General features: G+C 43.1%; 22 protein-coding genes. 12 read left to right on the top strand and 10 right to left on the bottom strand.

The genetic code is table 11. From position 1 onward, the window contains the following. Positions 1-193 precede the first annotated feature (193 nt). The 6 genes from VGB26_00835 to VGB26_00860 all read left to right on the top strand — a co-directional run bounded on the left by VGB26_00835 (position 194) and on the right by VGB26_00860 (position 8,308). Positions 194-397, top strand: coding sequence for a hypothetical protein (locus VGB26_00835; protein HEX9756325.1), 204 nt, complete (start codon positions 194-196; stop codon positions 395-397). A gap of 238 nt (positions 398-635) precedes the next feature. Beyond that, positions 636-1,565 carry a formylglycine-generating enzyme family protein gene (locus VGB26_00840; GenBank protein ID HEX9756326.1) on the top strand — a complete coding sequence of 310 codons (930 nt, stop codon included), beginning with the start codon at positions 636-638 and terminating at the stop codon, positions 1,563-1,565. 739 nt (positions 1,566-2,304) lie between these two features. After that, positions 2,305-4,227, top strand: a complete 1,923-nt coding sequence (locus tag VGB26_00845; GenBank protein ID HEX9756327.1) for a cytochrome ubiquinol oxidase subunit I — start codon at positions 2,305-2,307, stop codon at positions 4,225-4,227. A 308-nt stretch (positions 4,228-4,535) separates the two neighbouring features. Beyond that, positions 4,536-5,576: a hypothetical protein gene (locus VGB26_00850; GenBank protein ID HEX9756328.1), complete on the top strand. Its 1,041-nt coding sequence runs from the start codon at positions 4,536-4,538 to the stop codon at positions 5,574-5,576. Between the two features lie 56 nt (positions 5,577-5,632). Beyond that, positions 5,633-6,577, top strand: coding sequence for a c-type cytochrome (locus VGB26_00855; GenBank protein HEX9756329.1), 945 nt, complete (start codon positions 5,633-5,635; stop codon positions 6,575-6,577). A gap of 21 nt (positions 6,578-6,598) precedes the next feature. Further along, on the top strand, positions 6,599-8,308 hold the full coding sequence (locus VGB26_00860) for a c-type cytochrome (protein ID HEX9756330.1): 1,710 nt from the start codon (positions 6,599-6,601) through the stop codon (positions 8,306-8,308). Positions 8,309-8,373: 65 nt separating this feature from the next. Here VGB26_00860 and VGB26_00865 read toward each other — a convergent pair whose 3' ends face one another. Genes VGB26_00865 through VGB26_00875 form a run of 3 tightly spaced genes read right to left on the bottom strand, consistent with a single transcriptional unit; the run spans position 8,374 to position 9,936 of the window. Then, a complete protein-coding gene (locus VGB26_00865; protein HEX9756331.1) occupies positions 8,374-9,147 on the bottom strand; it encodes an alpha/beta hydrolase in 774 nt (257 codons plus the stop codon). Between the two features lie 4 nt (positions 9,148-9,151). Further along, the gene (locus VGB26_00870; GenBank protein ID HEX9756332.1) at positions 9,152-9,343 is read right to left on the bottom strand and encodes a hypothetical protein; all 192 of its coding nucleotides are present in this window, start codon (positions 9,341-9,343) and stop codon (positions 9,152-9,154) included. A 29-nt stretch (positions 9,344-9,372) separates the two neighbouring features. Then, positions 9,373-9,936 (bottom strand): J domain-containing protein, encoded by a 564-nt coding sequence (locus tag VGB26_00875; GenBank protein HEX9756333.1) that lies wholly within the window; start codon positions 9,934-9,936, stop codon positions 9,373-9,375. A 160-nt stretch (positions 9,937-10,096) separates the two neighbouring features. Here VGB26_00875 and VGB26_00880 point away from each other — a divergent pair, with 160 nt between their 5' ends. Both VGB26_00880 and dksA read left to right on the top strand, forming a co-directional pair. Continuing rightward, complete coding sequence (locus VGB26_00880; protein ID HEX9756334.1) at positions 10,097-10,618, top strand: hypothetical protein; 522 nt, start codon at positions 10,097-10,099, stop codon at positions 10,616-10,618. Between the two features lie 129 nt (positions 10,619-10,747). Then, positions 10,748-11,143 (top strand): RNA polymerase-binding protein DksA, encoded by a 396-nt coding sequence (gene dksA, locus VGB26_00885; protein HEX9756335.1) that lies wholly within the window; start codon positions 10,748-10,750, stop codon positions 11,141-11,143. Between the two features lie 198 nt (positions 11,144-11,341). Here dksA and VGB26_00890 read toward each other — a convergent pair whose 3' ends face one another. The 3 genes from VGB26_00890 to metF are packed head-to-tail and all read right to left on the bottom strand — an operon-like array spanning position 11,342 to position 12,632. Further along, the gene (locus VGB26_00890) at positions 11,342-11,587 is read right to left on the bottom strand and encodes a hypothetical protein (GenBank protein HEX9756336.1); all 246 of its coding nucleotides are present in this window, start codon (positions 11,585-11,587) and stop codon (positions 11,342-11,344) included. Next, positions 11,584-11,739 (bottom strand): hypothetical protein, encoded by a 156-nt coding sequence (locus VGB26_00895; GenBank protein ID HEX9756337.1) that lies wholly within the window; start codon positions 11,737-11,739, stop codon positions 11,584-11,586. Before VGB26_00895 ends, VGB26_00890 begins: the two co-directional genes overlap by 4 nt. A gap of 26 nt (positions 11,740-11,765) precedes the next feature. Further along, entirely contained in the window at positions 11,766-12,632 is an 867-nt protein-coding gene (gene metF, locus VGB26_00900; GenBank protein HEX9756338.1) for a methylenetetrahydrofolate reductase [NAD(P)H], read from the bottom strand. Positions 12,633-12,892: 260 nt separating this feature from the next. On the opposite strand from metF, the gene VGB26_00905 reads away from it, so the two are divergent. Further along, the gene (locus tag VGB26_00905; protein HEX9756339.1) at positions 12,893-14,647 is read left to right on the top strand and encodes a M24 family metallopeptidase; all 1,755 of its coding nucleotides are present in this window, start codon (positions 12,893-12,895) and stop codon (positions 14,645-14,647) included. 34 nt (positions 14,648-14,681) lie between these two features. Then, positions 14,682-15,410 (top strand): hypothetical protein, encoded by a 729-nt coding sequence (locus tag VGB26_00910; protein HEX9756340.1) that lies wholly within the window; start codon positions 14,682-14,684, stop codon positions 15,408-15,410. A gap of 17 nt (positions 15,411-15,427) precedes the next feature. Here VGB26_00910 and VGB26_00915 read toward each other — a convergent pair whose 3' ends face one another. Next, positions 15,428-16,126: a class I SAM-dependent methyltransferase gene (locus VGB26_00915; GenBank protein ID HEX9756341.1), complete on the bottom strand. Its 699-nt coding sequence runs from the start codon at positions 16,124-16,126 to the stop codon at positions 15,428-15,430. A 200-nt stretch (positions 16,127-16,326) separates the two neighbouring features. Between VGB26_00915 and VGB26_00920 the strand changes: the two genes are divergently transcribed. Further along, positions 16,327-17,193, top strand: coding sequence for an NAD-dependent epimerase/dehydratase family protein (locus tag VGB26_00920; protein HEX9756342.1), 867 nt, complete (start codon positions 16,327-16,329; stop codon positions 17,191-17,193). Positions 17,194-17,413: 220 nt separating this feature from the next. Here the strand turns inward: VGB26_00920 and VGB26_00925 are convergent, their stop codons facing one another. From VGB26_00925 to VGB26_00935, 3 genes are all read right to left on the bottom strand, one after another. Beyond that, positions 17,414-18,205 carry a peptidase MA family metallohydrolase gene (locus VGB26_00925; protein ID HEX9756343.1) on the bottom strand — a complete coding sequence of 264 codons (792 nt, stop codon included), beginning with the start codon at positions 18,203-18,205 and terminating at the stop codon, positions 17,414-17,416. Positions 18,206-19,398: 1,193 nt separating this feature from the next. Further along, positions 19,399-19,674, bottom strand: coding sequence for a YgiT-type zinc finger protein (locus VGB26_00930; protein HEX9756344.1), 276 nt, complete (start codon positions 19,672-19,674; stop codon positions 19,399-19,401). Continuing rightward, positions 19,661-19,984: a DUF4258 domain-containing protein gene (locus VGB26_00935; GenBank protein ID HEX9756345.1), complete on the bottom strand. Its 324-nt coding sequence runs from the start codon at positions 19,982-19,984 to the stop codon at positions 19,661-19,663. The genes VGB26_00930 and VGB26_00935 overlap by 14 nt, the downstream gene beginning before the upstream one ends. Positions 19,985-20,360: 376 nt before the next feature. On the opposite strand from VGB26_00935, the gene VGB26_00940 reads away from it, so the two are divergent. Continuing rightward, positions 20,361-20,807, top strand: coding sequence for a four helix bundle protein (locus VGB26_00940; protein HEX9756346.1), 447 nt, complete (start codon positions 20,361-20,363; stop codon positions 20,805-20,807). The last annotated feature ends 53 nt before the right edge of the window (positions 20,808-20,860 follow it).

Raw genomic sequence — 20,860 nt, forward strand, 5'->3', positions numbered from 1 at the left:
CGGGAATTACGAACTGGATTTTGCAGGAACCTCTAATACTTCAAAGGCTTCAACCACAGAATGACTTTGACTTGACCCTTGCCCTGTATGGACCTTAAACACTTTTTAACAATTTTTACCCACTCGATTACACGAAGGCCCGTTTTTTTAATGGGCAAACCATGGTTTCATTTTCATTGGGGGGTGATTTAGTATGAAGCACCTATTTTACGTTCTGTATGTATTGATATATACAGGGGCGGTTTTTGTGTGCGGTATGTTTGTGGGGCAGTTCTTCGAAAGATCCTGGGCGAGGCGAGAACAAGAAGCGAGAGTCAAATCCTTAAATGAGCATGAAGAAACAATGGGTGTGCAAATTCCTGAAACCAATGTTGCCATGACCCGAGAAAGAGAATAGTGTTGTTCCTCTAAAAAAGAGGGGAAAAATAACCCGGTTCTTTTTCCATTAGTTACGTTAACACCCGCGAAAATTTTCTGGTTTAATGATAGGCTTCTAATTATCCTTTCTTCTTGCACCCTAGCGGGGCATCCTCAATTCATCAGGTCTTTCCTGGCGTGTCCCAAAAAGTCAGAAAACATTTTAATTTAAAATTTCTTTTTCGTTTACGGTCCATTAAGGGGTTGGTTTAAAAGAAATGAGTAATCTTTTTAAGGTTATTTACCTGGTTCTGGTCTTTGCTATTGTGGGAATTTTGTATATCGGAATATATCAATCAGAGCCTCCCGCAGAACAGTTTTCAAAAAACGCAGGTCAAGAAGAATCAAAAGAATTTAAATCCATTGCCGCTCAACGAAAGGAAATTGAAGAGAAAACCCGGGAAGCCGAAAAACGAGTGGAAAATGCCAAGATAGACCCTGAATTTGAGACCATGGTTTTGGTTTCCGCCGGGAAATTTACCATGGGATCCGATAAGGGTTCCGCTATGGAGCAGCCTGCCCGAGAAGTTTATTTAGATGCTTTTTATATCGACAAGTACGAAGCAACCTTTACTCAGTTTTATTCATTTATCGCTGCTACTCAATATCCGAGAAAACCCCGATTAGCGGGCTACCTGGCTGTTGATCCTAAAGGAATTCCCGTTTTATTGAATCCTTACAGTCCGGTGGTGGGGGTTTCATGGGATGATTCCATTTCCTATTGCGCTTGGAAGGATAAGCGTCTTCCAACAGAGGCAGAGTGGGAAAAGGCGGCAAAGGGAATGGACCAGAGGGAGTGGCCATGGGGAAATGAGGAAAATCCAAAATTTGCCAATCTGGTGGGGGAGATAGACGGATTTGAATATTCATCTCCCGTGGGGAGCATTCGAGAAGACCGGAGCCCCTTTGGTGCTTATGATATGGCTGGAAATGCAATGGAGTGGGTGTCCAGTTGGTTTAGAGAAGATTATTATCGCTTAATGCCGGAATTAAACCCAAAAGGACCCGCCGAAGGGGACATGCGGGGCATCCGAGGTGCTTCCTGGCATGATTCAATTTTGAGAGCAAAGACTACCATTCGTTTTAAAACGAGCCCGACCTATCGAGATGTGACCATAGGTTTTCGTTGTGCAAAATCTAAAAATTGAAAGCACCCCATTGCCGTTTTGATTTTGGTAACAACGTATTATTTTTATGTTTCCGTTAACCTAAAAGCGGAGCGGAAAAGAGAAAAATAAAAGGAGAATTTTAAGGGAAAAAGAAAATTAATTTCTCTTGACAACATGGATTTTCTGAATTAAAATCGATCCATTTTTATCACCCTTTTTTCGATTAAGAATTAGATGAAAAAGGGTAACCAAGGTACGGGAGATTAAGTTATGGATTTCTTAAAGAAAAACGCGGGCCCAATCATTTATACGTTAACAGCCGTTTTAGGCATCTATTGGTTCTATTGGTTTGGAGCCCTTTATCATTAATCGAAAAGGAATTTGGGGCATTCCCAAAAGTGAAAAATAAAAAGGTGAGAAAACATGAATAACTACATTGTTGGAACCGTTATAGGACTGGCCGTTTGGTTAAGTTATTTTACTTTTATTGATTGGTTATTAATGAAAACTCAGGGTCTTGAGTATTTTAAATTTTTCTCAAGTGTCCAACTTTAAATTTTGTGGAAGTTGATCCCCTGAAGGGAGTGGTGTAAGTCAAGAAAAATCAAGAAAGATTGGGTATAAAGAGGGATTTTCTCCTTGACTTATATTCGCGTAAAATGCTACACAGAGTTTGGTCCAGATGTGGAGAAAATAGGGGTTTAGGGAGTCATTTTTAATAAAAATTTTATGCAGAAAAAAACTGCAAATAGCACAGACTAATTAAAGGAGTAAAGCCATGAAAGTAATTCAAAGAAATAAAGCATTATGGTCCCGAATTATTTTAGGGGCTATGCTTCTCTCCCTCGTCCTTCCTCTTGCCTTGCCAGTCTATGTGGCAAATGCGCAAGAAGCGAAGGAAGCAGCGGCCCCTGAAGTGAAGATGGGGAAAGATGTGTATTTTAAGATTGAAGGGCCTATTTCAGGTCCGCCCGCCCCAACCCTCTCCCCAGAAGATTATCGCTCTACAGGCCTTCCCGCTCCGCTAGATGAAAGTCGCGTCGCCATTTGGGTTATTGCCCAGCAGCATCTCTATTTTGGAAGTTTTGTCCTGGCGGTTCCTATTTTTGTAATGATCATCGAATTCGTTGGAATGATGATCAAAGATCCTAAATTGAGTAAGCAATACGACAATCTTGCTCATGAAATGATCAGGATCAGTTTAACCGCTTATTCCGTAACCGCCATTCTTGGGGGGCTTCTCATTTTTGCCTTCGTAACGCTTTACCCGGATTTTTTTAAATACATCACCTCTCTCTTTAAAAGCTTTATGCATGTTTATGCCCTCCTGTTCCTAGCAGAAAGCGGAACGCTTTATATCTATTATTATGGTTGGGACAGAATGAGCGAGGGATTCGCAAAATGGATGCACGCGACCATGGGGATTTTGCTCAACATTTTTGGGTCAACTCTCATGATGTTGGCCAATTCGTGGGCCAGCTTTATGATGTCCCCATCCGGTGTTGACGAAAAAGGGCAGTTTTTAGGGAATATTTGGGCTGTATTGCACAATGCGTTATGGAACCCTTTAAACGTTCATCGGATTATAGGAAACATGGTTTTTGGTGGTGGAATCGTTGCAGCCTACGCGGCTTATAAATTCCTTTCAAGCAATACCCGTGAAGAAAGGGCCTACTACGACTGGATGGGTTACATTGCCATGTTTCTCGCAGTGGCCTCATTGATCCCTCTCCCTTTCGCCGGATATTGGTTGATGCGCGAAGTTTATTCTTACAGGCAGCAAATGGGGATTACATTGATGGGAGGGCTTCTTGCATGGCTCTTTATTATACAGGCTGTCTTAATCGGCGCTCTTTTCTATACCACGATCTACTATTTATTCAACGGGATGCAGCGAATGAAAGGAGCCGAGCGGTACCAGAAAGTCATTAAGTATGCTTTGTTTGGAATGACCGCAGCCTTTCTGGTTTGGCTGACACCCCACACCCTCGTCATGAAAGCTCAGGAACTAAAAGCCATTGGGGGGCAGCAGCACCCTGTCATCGGAAATTATGGTGTGATGTCGGCTAAAAACGGGGCAGTGAATACGATGATTATGATTACCATTATTGTATTCATTATATATCAAAGGGCTAATAAAATTATTACGGTGAGTTGGGAAAAGCTGGGTAACTCCCTGATTATAACGTTGTTTGGTGTTGCCTTGGTAAACAATTGGTGGCTGGCTATATATGGCTATTACATACCCGCAAATGTGAGGGTGGGCCTATCGGTTCCACAGGTCATGGGGACTCTCACCTGCTTGTTCGTTGGGACTGGATTGAATATCGCCATGTTGAAAGGCGCTAAATCAACAGGGCCTGTTTTATGGGGTCAAATTTCAGTAAGATCCCAATACGCGCTGTTCGCTTTGGCGGTTTCCTTTACCTGGTTAATGGCATTAATGGGATACATCCGATCGTCAGTTCGTTTATTCTGGCATTCGATGGAAGTTTTTCGTGACGCTTCTCCATGGGCTTTTACCCATACCATCGGATTTGCGGCAAATGTCATGTCGTTTAACGTGATGATTTTTTGGTTCTTTACCCTATTTGTTTTTTGGCTGGGAGAGCTGTCTATCCACAAAGAGATCCCCGTAATGGCTGAATTGGAGAAAGAAAAACCAATTGGGAAGCCTGCAATTGCAGGGGGAGAAAAATAAATAATTTTAAAAAGCTAATAGAAACCATAACATTGCCAGAACCATTTTACTGAGAATAGGTTTATTCTGGCCTTAAGAAAGCGGGAGACTAAGACGTGACACAATATATGACCGCATTATCAATTCTCTTTATTTCTTTGTTTTTGATGTTTTTGGGATACCTTTTCCCTAGGAACAGGACAATCCTAACGAGCATCGGTTTTTTTATTTTAATGACCGGTGGGTTTGCATCCTATTCAAATTGGCTCCCGCAAACCAGGGGTGAGGTTCCGCCAATTGAACAAGAAAAGGTAGGAGATGTCACAACGATGTCCATTGAGGATCTTTCCGCATTGGGAGAAAAAACCATTTTTGGTAAGGTTGGGGGATTGGCTGAAAGGGGCGTGGGTAAAGGCCAATGCCCATTGTGCCATACCTTCAAAGCGGGAGATATTGGGGATAGAGCCCCAAACCTGATCGGAATTGGCCCTAGGGCTGGAGAGCGTGTTAAAGAGGAAAGATATTCAAATTTTAAAACCAAACAAGATGAGTCTTTCCAAGGAAGCGGGAGAGCCACTAAGGCGGTGGAGTACATTGCAGAGTCCCATACCTGCCCATCATGCTATGTTGTTTCGGGGTTCGGAGACAAAGGAACTGGTGATACAAGCAGCCCGATGCCGAAGGTCCACAAAGCCCCTATAGGGTTGAGTATTCCGGAATTAGTGGCAGTTGATGTTTGGATGTTCCATAGGGAGGGTGAAGATGTCCCTCCGATTGAGGAAATCCAAGCTGCTTATGAAAAATTCATTCCGGAAGAGGAAAGAATAACCGAAGCCCCTCCAGCGGAAGGAGCGGTAACAGGGATTGATCCAAAAACATTGGTCCTTAAAGAGGATGAGCCTGCCACCATCGTGCAAAAAATGGGGTGCGCAGCATGCCATAGAATTCCAACGATTGATTTTGCCAAAGCGGGCGTTATTGGACCCTTATTGACGGAAGGAACCAATGCCGCAAGAAGAATTAAATCTCCTGAATATCGGGAAGCGGTAAAAGCAGGGAAAGCCGGAGCTACAACCCCGAAGGATTACGTCATTGAATCTATCATGGACCCAAGTGCTTTCATTGTTTCCGGGTTTCCCGCTCCAGGAGGTAAAAGCATGATGCCTCCCAATTTTGCTGAAAAGTTTACCTATGCCGGAGTCAGTAAAATGGCGGATTTCTTGCTGTCTTTGGATGTTGAGACCGCCAAAAAAGAAGGCCTGGACCGGTCTCCAATGGAAAAAGAGGGAACTCTTTTTCCAGCTAAAACCGGGCTAATTAATCAAATAAAAGATGAAAAGTTAGCCTCGGTTTCACCTGACCAAGGGTAAATTTTAGAATTAAATTTAATTGAATTTTTTGAAAATTTTTTAAGGAGGTCATTGAAGTGATTATATTTAAGGATTTTTGGGTGGCTGGAATAATGCCCATGCAATTGCTTTTTACATTGACTGCCGCTGCAATTTTGTATGTGGTTATTAATTACTTCCTTAAGAAGGCGGGGAAGGGAATTAGCATGTTTGGGCAATCCATTTTAATTTGGTTTGGTGCCCTGTTCATTTTAAGGTACGTGGTTTTTCCTCCGCTCCCCATGGCGCTAATTTACACGTACATGGGCCTTATCACCATTGTGCTTTTCCTTCTTGTATCCGCTGATGATAATTCTTGGGAGGAGTTTAAACGGCCCATCTTAAAAACCTTAAAAGACAACGCTGGTCCCTATAAAACGGCCCGATTTGCCACTTTTATTATTCTCCCTGCCGCTTTAGGTTATGGAACTTTTGATTTTATGTATCCTAAGTTTGAGGAGCCAATTGAACTGCGAACGGTTCATCCCGCACCTCCCGCTTCAATTAAAGTGGATACATTTGTTGATAAAAAGAAAACGAAATTTACCCTTCAATCCGCCAGAAACCCATTTCGAATAGATGATGAGGGGGAATATTCGGAAGAGGTCCAGGTTGAATATCAGAATGGGAACCCCTGGGCGGAGGATGCATCTCAATATCTTCAGTATGTGCGAGAAGGGGGGGGGATCTTTTTTCAAAATTGCCATTTTTGCCATGGAGATAATTTAGACGGGAGAGGAATGTTTGCATTTGCTTTTAACCCGATCCCGGCAAACTTTACGGATCCTGGGACCATCGCCCAGTTACAGGAAACTTTTGTTCTGTGGAGGGTTTCCAAAGGAGGTCCTGGGTTGCCAACGGAAGGTTTCCCTTGGGCGTCGGCGATGCCCCCATGGGAGCAGCATCTTACAACGGATGAAATGTGGAAGGTTATTTTGTTTGAGTTTTGGAAAACCGGTTATTATCCTCGGACATGGGAATAATTTAGAGAGAGGGTTGTTGAAATGGCTTATATAAAAGCATTAAGTTGGAAAAGAAGGTTCGTTGGATTAATTTTTGGAATCGCCCTTCTAACTTTTACGGGGGGAGCTTGGGTCGTTGCTCAGGAAGAAAAACCTGCGGCTCCTGGGGTAGGGAAAGGGCGTCCAGCGCCAGCTTCGAAAGAGGATTTAGAATTAGGGGAAAAGGTTTATTTTTTAAGATGTGTATGGTGCCATGGTCCTAAAGGCGCGGGAGACGGGCCTGGTGCGGATCGATTATGGCCAAGGCCTCGAGATTTTACCCAAGGAACCTTTAAGATCCGTCATACAGGCACCGGTGAATTACCCACCGAGCAGGATTTGTTTTTAACCGTGACCAATGGATTGCCTGGGTCTGCAATGCCTTCCTGGGATTCGGTTCTTTCGGAGAAAGAAAGACGGGCGGTGGTTCGTTTTGTCATGACGAAACTTGTGGCAGACCGTGATTTTCAAGACACTGAATTTGAAGAGTATAATGTAATCGATTACGGTAAACAGGTTCCAACTTCCCCTGAAAGTATTGAAGCCGGAAGAGAGGTTTTTCTGAAATCGGGAAAATGCGTGGAATGCCATGGGCCCGAAGGCCGGGGGGATGGAAATGCAACCCAGAAAGATGAATGGGGGTTCCCTATTTTACCGGCTGATCTTCACAAATGCTGGAACTTTAGGGGCAATCGAAGGGATCCCTATAACCCGGCAAATGTGTTTAGGGAGGTTTCTACTGGGTTAAATGGAACACCCATGCCAAGTTTTGGTGAGACCTTATCCATTGAAGAGCGATGGCACGTAGCAAATTTTGTTATTTCCCTTTGTGAAAGAAAAGACAAAATTCCTGGGGCTCTTCCCATGGCAATGGATCCCTTAACCGATAAGCCGGTTATCAGTTTTGTGGTGAAATCGGTTTATACGGAGGGGGAGATTCCCGGCGATTTTGATGACCCCGAATGGCAAAGAGCCCCTGCAACATTTGTTGGGTTCGGTTCTCAAATTATTCACAAACCTCGGAACTTTGTTCGTTTAGTGGATGACGTTTGGGTTCGATCTTTGTATACCGATAATGAAATTGCTTATAAGTTCGAGTGGAATGATCGAAACAAAAGCGAAATGGAGCCGGAAGCTAAAAAGAAAGTGCCGAGGGAGATTCCTCCGGCTGGAGACCCGGTGGCCAAGCAGGGGGTTAGAAATTGGCCTGTATTCAATGACGGTATTGCGATTCAATTTCCGGCAAAATGGCAAAGCCTTTCACCGCCTGTGAAACCCAGGTTTATTTTTGGTGATTCCACAAATTCCGCGGACATTTGGAAATGGGAATCCGATGGTTCCATCACGGAATACATCGGAACGGGAGCCTTGGAACCTTTAGAGGCGCGCCCAACGAAAAATGTCAACGTTCCAGCGGCTGAATTTAAAAATGGCCAATGGCGTGTTATCATGAAACGAGCCTTGACTACGGATAATATGGAGAATGATGTCCAATTTGAAACCGGGAAGTATATCCCCACGACCTTTTTTGCCTGGGACGGGCATAATGGTGATCATGGTTTGAAAATGTCCATTTCAACCTGGTATTACACCATTTTAGAACCACCGGTTCCAAACAATGTATTTGTATATCCTTTTATTGTAGTGGCTGCAGTTATCGGACTGGAATGGTGGGTTCGAGCCAAGTTTGGTAAAAATAACGGGGATTCTTAAAACGCCCTGGGTATTTAAAAAGCTGCTTTTTAAAAAGGCAAACCGGAAAAGGTTTGCCTTTTTTTTTAATTTTTGTATAGAAAAGTTGTGATTATTTCCGAGATTTCCTTTGGTTTTTCCTGAATTAAAGCATGGCCTGTATCCTTTAAATAAACAAGATGACTTTTCGGAATAGCTTTTCCGAGGTCAAATTGAAATTCACGAGGTATCAAAGGGTCAAATTCAGGGGCGAGAATTAAGGTTGGGTTACGGATTTTATTTAAAAAGGGGGTAAGGTCCGGTTGGGAATCCTTAAATTGAAGTAAGCTTTTAAGGGCTTGGGTAGAACGGTGAATTTCCTCTTTCTCTTTCCGGTTTAATTTAGCGTACGCTTTTTTTCTTTTAACCTCAGGGTCAAAATATAATAGGTCTAAAATTTCCTTGTATTTCAACCCTCCAATATTTTGTATGGGGAGTTCTTTGAACGGATGTGATGAAGTTGCGACTAGGATAAGTTTTTGGACCAGGTTTGGAAAAGAAAGGGCCAACTGCAGGGCAATCCACCCTCCCATGGAATATCCAAGTAGGTAAAAAGTCTCTGAATCCAAAACCTCCATTAAACATTTAATGAACGGGGGCAGGTCCTCAATCCTCTGAATTTCTGGATCTATTTCGGAAGCCCCAAATCCAGGATAATCAAGTGACGTAACAGGGGTCCCTTCCGCTAAAAGAGGGAAGATTTCATTGAAATCTCTTGCTTGTCCTCCCGCTGAAGGCAACAATAAGAGGGGGTGCTTTCCATTAGAGGATTGAAATAGACGGACGGAGATTCCCCGAACCCTTAGCAATGTTTCAATCATTTATTTATTCAGAACTTCCCAGGAGGTCATCGATTAAGGGTCTGTTATAATCTGTACAATTTGGGCAGAGTTCGTGAAGGACCTCATCGCTTTGAGAAATGCCGTTGGTTACCCAGTTTTCTTTTTGGAGATATGAGACGCATTCATCGCAAATAACCAAAAAACCTCTGGAAACCCTGATATTATGACCTGGCATCTTTTTATCCTCCTTTTTTTATTTGATTATTAACGATCCTTTTGGGAATTCTTTATGAATTGGTAAGCGGCGATCAGCTTTCTTAATTGGGGTTCATTACTCCGGTCGCCCCCGCGGGTGTCGGGGTGAAGTTCCTTAATAAGGCGACGGAAAACCTGGGTGACTGTTCTGAGGCTACTTTCACGGGATATCCCTAAGGTTTCATAGGCTTCTTGGATATTGGTTATTTCGTTTTTGTATACCCCCCCCTCTGTTTCCTTTTGCCATTGCCTGAAAAACTCAAAAAAATTAAATTTCCTTCTTAGCCGTCTTGGGCGACCTGTGATTTCATGATCCAAATCCTCAAAGGTAAATTCTAGGTAGGCAATTCTTTCCTGTAACTTTTTAAACCCATAGGCATCATCGGTTGATTCGATTTCTTTGATTATTTTAATAAATAACTGTTCAAATTCCTGGAGCCTTTCTTCAAAACGGAAATATTCATCCATATTTTCCTGTAGAAAACGGTCGAAGGCGTGGGCCATTGAATCCTGGACTCGGAATTGCAACTCTTCCACCTTTCTATTAAGTTTTTTCCTTAGAAGGGGAGTCATTCCTAGCCTTTTTGGGGGTGGGTTTCATTATGGGAAAAATATTAGAATTCCCAAATGATATCATATAGATCTGGCTTCATCAAGGAAAAGGTTTGACCTTATTTTCCCCTTGAATGGAGCCTTGCGAGCGGGTAGAATGTGATAGAGGAGGGGTTAGAAAATGAAAAAAGCTTTTATTTTTTTCTTCTTATTTTTATTGTTTTTTATGCAGTCTCAAGATGCAAAAGCTCTTATTTTGAGATCGGTTGCAGATATTTCTTTGGGAATGAGTATCAAGGATTTTAGGGAGCGTTTCTCCAATGAAGAAGTGACCGATTCATTTGCACTTTTGAAGGGTGATCGGGTTTTTGCAATTAACAAAGGCACAAAAGATGTTGAAACTTTTTTAGGTTCCTTTTACGATGGAAAGCTATACAAAATTGAGGTGGTCTATACCCTTCCCTATTCTAACCAGGTTCCCTGGAAAGTTTTTGTCAAGGGGGCGATTCAGGAGTTTGGACCCGGGAAACAACTTGAAACAACAGCAGGACCAGTTCTCATGTGGGGAGATGAAGAAAGTAGCTTGAAAATGGAACGAAGAAGGTTAAAAGGGGGAAAATTTAGGTATGTTCTATCTATTTTAGATAATGCCATTTTTCTTTCTAGGGGGGAGAACTGTTCTTCTCAACCATTCAAGGTGTAATGCCGAATGCCGTGAAATTTCGAAAAGGTGTAGAAGGGCCTGTCATTTAGGTTGACTAAGAGGCTACACTTTGTTATATTGCCAAGTCAATTTGGGATTTTTCCTTTAGTAATCATGGAGTGGAACGTAATGAGTGGGAAAACCAAAAAAGAACATAAGGAAAAGAAGGGTCAAAGATACGAAAACATCCGGCAAGACTTGGAGCGGCAGCGGAACTCGCTTTTAGCTGAAGCGGGAGTGATTATCGGGGGAGGCCTCAACGCGGAAAAGGAGAACTTTCCGGATTTGGGGGATCAAGCTTCTGCGGAAGCTAATCAAAATTTTACCCTTCGCCTCCGTGAACGCGAGCAAAAACTTCTGAAAAAAATAGATGAAGCCATAGACCGGATCAAAAATGGAACCTTTGGAATCTGCGAAAGCTGTGAAGAGGAAATTGGCATCAAGCGTTTAAAAGCCCGACCGGTAACAACCCTTTGCATTGAATGCAAAACAAAGCAGGAAGAAGAAGAAAAAATTCGTCAATAAATAATTGAAACGTTGAAAACCTGGAAAGGGGCTTGAATAGGGTTTTTATTTTGAGTCTCTTTTGTTTCTTTTGATGGCCTACAAAACAGTATTTTATCCTCTTCCCCCTTTTTTAAAACCCTCTGAAAACGGCGTTCTGGTTTTTCTCCCCATTGGGATTTGAAAAAGGCACTCGGTTTTTGGGTGAAAATCACAGTCTTAGGGCCGCTCTTTTCTTCCTGCCTCCGCAGCCGGCATACAATCAGTTGACCATTGTAGGGCTTTGGAACGACTGATTAGGTCTTTCATTTTGGACCGGACCTCCTTGCGTTTTTGTTGAAGGCCTTTTTCTCCTTCAGGGGTTGAAGGAGTAATATCAGAGGTCACCTCAAGAAAATCAGGAAGGAGTTCTTCCAAATCAGCCAGTAGTCCTAGAGTCTTTTTTAGCTTTTGTTTCTCATTCATTTTTTTCCTTCGATGAAATAATTTCTAGTCCATTCAATTTCTATTCTTCTGATCAAGTTGTTACCATCCTTTTGAAAAAAATCCATTCTTGATGTTTTTTGGAATAGACCAAACCCTTTTTTATGAATCGTTTTGTGATCATCATTTTTCAATGATACCTTCTCAATAACGGAAAAGGTTAATTCCTTTTTAGATTCTCAAAAATGGCGCGGGTGGCGGGAGACCGGTTTAAGGTATAAAAATGAATTCCCGGAGCTCCTTGATTTAAGAGCTCCATGCATTGATCGGTTGCATATTGGATTCCCAGATCCAAAACAGCTCTTGGATTCGTTTCTACTTTATGAAGTTTTTCCCTCAAACCTGGAGGTATGGTTGCCCCGCACATGGAGGTGAAGCGCTCCACCTGGGCAACATTGGTGATGGGCATGACGCCCGGAATAATTGGGGTTTCAATTCCTGCATTGGAGGCTCGTTGAATCAAATCGAAATAATAACGGTTATCAAAAAAGAGTTGTGTGATTAGGAAATCCAATCCGGATTTTACTTTAGTTTTTAAAAAAGAGATATCCGTTTCCATTGAAGGGCTTTCTGGATGTCCCTCCGGAAATGCAGCTCCCCCAAGACAAAAATCAAATCGGTCCTTAATAAATTCCGCCAGGTGATTGGCGTGGGAAAATCCATCAGGGTGGGCTTGAAAGTGGGCCTGCCCTTTTGGGGGATCCCCTCGAAGGGCAAGGACATTTTCAATTTTGTTTTCTTTGAGGGTTTTTAGAATCCTAAATATCTCTTCTTGCGGGGAACCCACACAGGTGAGATGGGCCATGGCTTCGATCCCAAGGTCATTTTTGATTCGCGATACCCAACCCACTGTTTTGTCCCGAGTACTTCCCCCTGCCCCGTAGGTGACCGAAACAAATGATGGAGACAGTTCCTGAAGGTTTTTCAAAGTTTCAAAAAGTTTTTTTTCTCCTTCATCGGTTTTTGGTGGGAAAAACTCAAAAGAAAAGATTGGCTCTTTTTTTTGAAGAAGTTGAACAATTTTCACGGTAAAGGTGCTAACCCCTCTTTGGGTTGGTTCAAATAATTGTTTTGTTTGAGGCGAAAACCATTATACCCAAATCTTTCTTTTTTTTACAGGGTAACCTTACAATGGGTTCCTTTAGATTCCCTGGACAAATAGACTCCGAAACCGTTATCATATTTTAGTCAGGGAGATTGGGGGTATCCGGTAAAGATCTTTTGGAATATCGAATATATATATCCAATTTCTGAATACCCCTTGGTCAAAACAAACAAAAGGTATTTATGGTAAACCAAAAGATCCATTTGGAACGGGTACGAACAAAAATGGATGAAAAAGGGTTAGACGGTTTGATTGTCAAAGGAACCGATCGGTATCTCAATGAATACGTTCCTACTGAAGAAAGTACACGGGTTTGGCTAACGGGTTTTTCAGGAAGCACAGGGGATGCTTTCGTTACAAAACTCCATGCCTATCTTTTTGTGGATGGCCGGTACTATCTTCAAGCGGATCAAGAAGTCGATTCTTCTTTATGGACCGTCATCAAGGTTCCCATGGGGACCTCTCTCCAGGGTTCCCTCATGGAAATTATTTTTCGGGATTTTAAGGAAGGAAATGGGCGGATTGGGGTTGAGACAGACCGGTATAGTGTCAGAGGTTTTCAGGATTTAAAACGGCAATTAGAAGGGATTTCAATTGGGTGTGTTCCCGTTGTTCCCTCTATCGTCGAAGAGGTCAAGGGTCAAAAGGATCCCATTCGGGGAGAAGTGTGGGGAATTGAGACGTCTTTAACGGGTCGTTCCGTTGAGGAAAAACTGGCCCTGGTTCGCCAAACAATGAGGTCTGAGAATGTGGATGCCTTTATTTGCCAAAAATTGGATGAAATAGCCTACCTCACCAATCTTCGAGGGAATGAAATGCCTTTTCAATCCACGTTCAAATCAGTGGCGATCGTTAAACCCAATGAATGTTTAGTTGCGCTTTCCGGCGGAGGTGCCCGGCCCATAAAAAACCCTTCCTCATCTATCCATTTTATTAAAGATGAAGGGTGGGTGGAGCGTTTGAAAACAACCGGCCATTTCGCCAGAGTGGGGTTGGACCCCTCAAGTGCCACGGAATGGACCCGTGCAGCCTTGGAAAAAGAAGGGTTAATTCCGGTTCCCATGAGTTCTCCCTTGGTTCCCCTGAAAGCTAAAAAAACCAAAGAAGAAATGACCCACATGATTCAAAGCTTTGAACGGGCCGATGCTGTGGTCTGGGGCGCTCAATCCTGGTTATGTAAAAAAATTGAGAAAGGAATTCCTGTAACAGAGGCTGATTTTGCGGAAAAGGTTTATCAACTCTTTAGGCAGTCGGGAGCCTGGGCGCTTTCATTTAAAGTGATCAGTGCTGCTGGAAAAAATGGGGCGGTGATCCATCATTCCAATCCGGATAGGAAAAAAAGCATTGAACCCGGAGAGATCATGCTGTTAGATACCGGGGCCTATTATGAAGGGGGGTATGCAACGGATTTAACACGGACTTTTTTGGCTGGACCAAAGGGGGTCAAAGCCAATTCAAAACAGCGGCGGATGTTTACATTGGTTTTAAAAGGGGCCATTGCCGGAATGAGTGCCCGGTTTCCGGAAGGGACCAACGGAGCAGCAGTGGACGCGTTGGTCCGGGGACCTCTGTGGGAGGCGGGATATACCTATAATCATGGTACGGGGCATGGGGTCGGAATTAATGTTCATGAAGCGCCTCCCTCTCTTTCTTTACATGGGGGATATAATTTGGAAAAGGGACATATATTTTCCATAGAGCCGGGAATTTATATCCCCAGTTTTGGGGGGGTTCGAATTGAAAACCTTTGTACTGTGGTGGAAGATCCCCAACTGGCCGGATGGCTTTGTATCGTTCCGTTGACCTTTTCCCCTCTGGATGAACGCCTGATCGATTCTGCCATGCTGACCAGGCGGGAAAAGGCCTGGTTAAAGTGGTATAAAAAAGAATCAAAAAAGAAACACACCCAACCCCCCAAACCTCCGGTCTTACGATGATAATGGGGTCGTTTATGGGTGTTTGAGGGAAAAGTTGAGTTTGGGATTAGAGAATATCCGAATAAAAGAATGGTATGTTCCTCAATTTGGACCTACCAAGTTTCGGGTATTCATGGGTCTTCTATTTTTACCTTATACCGGAATGGTCCTTTCATTTACAGTGATCGGGTCCATGATGGCGGAGGAGATTCACTGGATCCGTGTTTTAGCCATTCTGGTCATTTATTTTTTGGCACTGGGTATCGGGGCACATGCTTTGGATGCAATAGGCAGAGGGGGAATCAAACCGTGGGGAACCATTCTTTCAAATGGACAGTTATGGTTTTTGGCTATTTCATCCATAATGATGGCCTACATCATTGGAATGTATTACATGGTTCTTTATTCCCCATTACTATGGGCCATCGCTATTCCAGAGGGATTTTTCCTTTTGGCCTATAATTTAGAATGGTTTAAAGGGCGGTTTCACACTGATTTTTGGTTTTCAGTCTCATGGGGAGGCCTTCCGGTGTTGGCGGGTTATATTATTCAAACAAACCAGATTTCGGTAGGAGTCCTTTTGGTGGCACTATCGATGATGTTTTTAAGCCTGGTTGAAATTAAGGCTTCACGTCCATATAAGGAAATGAAGCGTCAATCCGGGGGAGATAAACACCTGGAGGAAAAAGGAGGTCTTCAATACCTGGAAGCCATTCTCAAAAGCATTAGTATTGGGGTCATTTTACTCGGGGTTGGATTGCTGTGTTGGAGGGTTTTTGAATAACCCGTTTTAAAAGTTTCCTATTTGCGGGCGGAAATAATCGCTGAGCCATAAGCGGTTTGGTATTCAAGGGTGATGTTTTGGAATTCGTTTTTTACCATGGCTTCAGTTAAATCATGGATCCACCGGGTTTTCTCGATTAATTCCGGGAGACCTTGGTAAATTTCCTTCCAGGCCGGAAAAAGGGGAGTGCCCATTTTTTGGAGCAGCCAAAAATAAAAACGCCATACCCAAACCAGATAGGGTTTTGGGGGATAGATAAAATCATGCATGATCAGAATTCCGTTTTCTTTTAGCATATTCTTTGAGGAATGGGTCAGAGAAAATAAATCGGCATATTTGGCCAGATAAGAGGATGTAATACAATCGAAGGAGCGCTTGGATTTAAAATCTTCCGCGCGGCATAAAACCAACTCGATGTTAGGAAGGTTTTTTTCTTGAACTTTCCTTTTGGCAATTTCCAGGTATTCTTCTCGAAGCTCTACCCCTACCACCTGACAATTGGGGAATCGTTTGGCAATGACAATTGTAGAAATACCGGTTCCACAAGCCAAATCTAATACACGTTCCGGGTTGGGAGGAATCAGGTCAAGGATTCTTCGTTTCCAGAGGCGATCAATCCCAAAGGTGGCGAAATTTACCATAAAGTCATAGGTTTTTCCAGTTCCTTCAAAGAAACGGTGAACTAATTCCACCCTGGGGTCTTGAATGTTTGCCATATTTAAAATCTTTCCATTGGACTTTTGAAGGAACCTAACACCCCCAGAGGAATCATGTCAATAGAGAGTGTTTCAACTAGAACCTATCTCAAAATTGGTTTTTCGTTAAGAACCCGTCATGCCCGCGAAAGCGGGCATCCGGAAAGGCCTGAAAATACTGGATTCCCACCTGCGCGGGAATGACGACAAAAGGCCCGATAATGCAAAGAGAGAATATTGAGATAGGTTCTAGAAAGAAAAAAGTTTTGATTCTTGGATTTGGTGATTTGGGGCGTGCCCTTGTCAAATACTACGGAAAGTACTATGACTTCCGGGGAATGAAACGGTCCCCTATAGATCATCCTCCATGCCCACTTTTTTACCAACCTATACAAAGTCCTGAGTTGGATGCCCATCTCACGTGGGCAGAGGGTTTGGTCTTTTGCCCTGCTCCCTCTGCTGATGATGAGAAACGATATCAGGAAGTATACCTAGAGAACATGCGTTTCCTGGTTGCTCGAATAAAAAAGCAACGCTTTCAAATAGGCCCTATTATCATGATTGGTTCAACGGGAATTTATCCCCAAAAAGGGGAGGTCCTTTGGACGGAGGATTCAACCCTCCATGTGGAAAACCCAAGGCAGGAGGTCCTTTTTGAAACGGAGAAGACCTTGGTGGAGAGTGGGCTACCTTTTGTCATATTACGCTGTGCAGGGTTGTATGGGGAAGGAAAAGGAAAATTTAAGGAACGTCTGTCCCAAGGGAGAATTACAACCGCGATGATGACAAGCCAATATGTGCATTTTATTCATTTAAGGGACGTGTGTGAAGCAGTGCATCGGGTTATTTTAAAAGGGGTTGTCCGTGAGGTGTTTAATGTGTTGGATAATTCCAATATCCGCAGAAAAGATTTTTATCAATTCTTAAGCGATTTATTCGGTCTACCGGTTTCCGATGCTGGGGAGCCTCCAAAGGGTTTAAGCGATCGGAGAATTTTAAACCAAAAATTAAAATCTCACCTTGGGCTTTCTTTGAGGTATCCAAAAATAACGGAATACCTCCGATCCACTGTGAAAAACAAGCCTTAACACTTATCTTCCCTACTTTTCCCTCTTTGAAAAAGGGGGTTTGGTGTGATGTCCCGGAGAACTATTAAATAAATTAAGGCCGTCATTCCAGCGCAAGCGGGAATCCAGAGCCTGTTGATTTTACACGGACGGGATTCTCGATTAAACATTCGGGAAAGACAGCAAGGGAGTTTTTAATATCCTACTAATTGGTTTTTTCATCGCCTGGGTCTTTTTCCCATCATCGGGGTTGATTCTTTTCATTTTCGTCTTCCCTTTCCTCTTGTTCTGCCCATTCTTTAAGGATTTCTTTATTTTTTCTTTTTCGAACAAAATAGATTCCTATGAGAGAGACCGTAATGAGTCCCCAGAGGACACCCGTACTGGTTAATAGGGGAACCCAATTAAACCGAAAAGCCAAATAACGTTTCCATTTTGTCTCAAAAGCCTGAGGGGTAATATCAAAGGCGTTCTGAAGAGCCTGTTCAAAAGATTTCCCTTTGGATAAGAGCAAAACAAAATGACGAAAACGCGAGGGTCCATAAGTGGAGAGGAGATAATGAACCAGGCTGTAACTTTGAAAATATGCCTTTTGAACATCGAAATGATTTCCACCAAATGCTTGGGTCAGATCCTCCAGCGGGATGAGCGTTCCGGAAAGAACCGCTCGGGCCATTAAGACATCTTGTGATGGGCGCCATTCATAAGATTCGTACATGGCAAGACCTTCATTGAGCCACCTTGGAATCGGTCGTCCTTCAAATCCAGAGGCCAGGACCAGATGACACAGTTCGTGTGTAAATGTTTTGATCGTATCTTTTAGATTCCCCTGAATGAGCCGGGGAGACCGGATCACCATCACGTTTCCTGAGGGGTAGGCAACACCCACCGCCCAGGAGGGGAGGGGACGATTGGAAGGTTGAAATTGGTTAAATTCCGATTCGGACGAGGCCATGATAACCCCGATCGGATTTCCGGGGGTGAACCCAATGTCCTGGGTTATTTTTTTAAGTAATGTCTCGGACTGTTCCATTATTTTCCGTATGGTGACCCGGTCGGCAGGATGAAACCGAAAGAAAAAATGAGAAGAATTCGTTTCAATGATTTGTGGATCGGTCCTTGCCAGGGAAATCTCAGGGAGTAAAAAAGTTAAAAGAATGCAAAAACAAAAAGTGAAAGTGAATATAGGTCGAATCATGGATATTCAAACTTTGTGTAGGTGCAAATTATTAAGTTGAATTTTCATATTGAAATATGATAAATAAAAACAACCCTCATCGACGACCCAAGTATACCCTATGTTCCACCTGAAAAAAACCGTTCGAGGGTCGTTCTTCCCCGGAGCGTTAGGGTTCAGTTATTAAGCGACAAATGGTTCAATACGTATTCAACGAATTAAACGATATAAACGAATGAAACGATCTTTTAAAATCGGTCCGCGGTATGTGAAATAGGACGCCGAAAAGTTTAAATGGTTTAAACTTGCTATTCCCCGTAGCTCGCTACGGGGTGACCGCTTAGGTTCCCCCTTTAGAAAAGGGGGATAAAGGGGGATTTGAGGATTTAGCTTTTCCTCTGAATACTCCGCAGTCTTGCTGCGGGGATTTTTATTCGTTTAAGACGTTTAATGCCTGGCTGATTTTCGCCGAAGTGTCCTTGGGAAAGTTTAAATCGTTGAAGCCGTTTGATTTGTTCAAACCGTATCCGCTGTTTAACGATTCATTCGACTTGAACTTTTTTTAACGACTTGAACGTTTTAAACCAATTGGACTGTTCAAGCAATTTAAAGCCCGGCTGATTTTTGCCCAGGTACAGGTGGCATCGGGAGAAAAAAATACAAGAAGTGTTGCTGAGGTAAGGGAAGTATGGTGACAGCAGTCGGCCGTACAAGAGGTTACAGCCAGAATCTGTTCAGGTCGAAAGAAAGCTGGCGGTGGACCATCTGTCTACCGGCAGTAACGGGCCTTTAACTTTCTGAGCGAGAGGGTCTTCCCGGCAGAAACGTCCTGTAGTCCCCTGATTGCCTCTTTAAGGAGCTTAAGATGAGGTCGTTTGTGCTCTTTATTATTCTTGACCTTGGATGTCACGAGCATATGATAGCATAAAACCTTATAAAATATCCCGCGTCTTGATTTTACCCGTCTCACCGTTATTGTCATCTGGATTGGTAAATATCGAGTTGGGGCTGCGTCCCTTCCAGCGCTTGGCGCTGGAGGTGATTAACAATTAGGAAGCAATTTTATGAAAAGAGATTCCAGTAAATGCGGGGAATTCACCGGGGATGGCCGATTGGAGTTCTTTAGCACGTTTGAAAAGTTCATCAACGGTGGCACTGATTTTCTCTGCGATGGGTCCAGGGATGCTACGAGTACCACAGTTAGGACAGATGTATGAAGAAACGTTTTCCACATCTGCGTAGAATCCACCCCTTTCAAAATGAACGGTGGTCTGTTTCAACTCCATAATTGTTTTACAGTTCGGGCAGTGCTTATTTTTTTTCATGTTTAGGACCTTTCTTTTTACGGGTTTGAAATCTTATCCAGTGGCGGGGATCTGGAATATAGACCGTGACAATATCAATTTCTTCTTCCCAGGAGTAGTCGATCACAACATGGATCGGAACCTTATTGGCCGATTTTCCATAAATCAAGCATCGTTTCCAATGCGGATATTCTTCGATGATTTTACCATGATTCAGGGCATAAAGGATATCGGCAACCGTGAGTCCGTCTTTAAATGATTCGATTAAGGCATGATCGGTGATTCTAAAGCTACCAGTCTTAATTTTCGTCTTTATTTCCTCTATTTTCATCCGGGGAGAAAAATATAGGAATTGAGGTAAAGAGTCAATGAAAAAACAAGGAGTTATCAGCATCAGCCCGCGGTATGTGAAACAGGACGCCGAAAAGTTTAAATGGTTTAAACTTGCTATTCCCCGTAGCTCGCTACGGGGTGACCGCTTAGGTTCCCCCTTTAGAAAAGGGGGATAAAGGGGGATTTTTATTCGTTTAAGACGTTTAAAGCCCGGCTGATTTTTGCCGAAGTGTCCTTGGGAAAGTTTAAGACGTTGAAGCCGTTTGATTCGTTCAAACCGTATCCGCTGTTTAACGATTCATTCGACTTGAACTTTTTTTAACGACTTGAACGTTTTAAACCAATTGAACTTTTTAAACTTCCTGGAACCCGATATGACTGTGAAATATTTTGAGGACCTGGAAATCTGGAAAGATGCGAGAGCTTTGACGAACGCAGTTTATAAGATCACGTCGAACCCGGCTTTTTCAAAGGACTTCGGTCTGAGAGACCAGATCCGTCGAGCTGCCGTTTCGGTAATGTCCAACATCGCCGAGGGATTTGAACGAGGGGGCAATCAAGAATGGATTCAATTTCTTTATATTGCGAAAGGTTCTTGCGGAGAAGTCCGATCCCAGCTTTATATCGCGAGAGATCAGGGATATGTGAATGATCAAGAGTTCAATGCGCTGTTCAAATCGTTCAAGCGATTGTCAGTCATGCTCAGCAACATGATTGCCTATTTGAAGGGCAGCCAGATGAAGGGGGAGAAGTTTAAGAAACCTTCTTACCGGACAATGAAGGATGAAATGGATGAGATGATGAAAAGTTTAAATCGTTGAAGTCGTCTTCTTGAACGATTCAATCAGTTTGAACTTTTTGAACGATTTGAATT

This window comes from Nitrospiria bacterium, assembly GCA_036397255.1.
GTDB lineage: Bacteria > Nitrospirota > Nitrospiria > DASWJH01 > DASWJH01 > DASWJH01.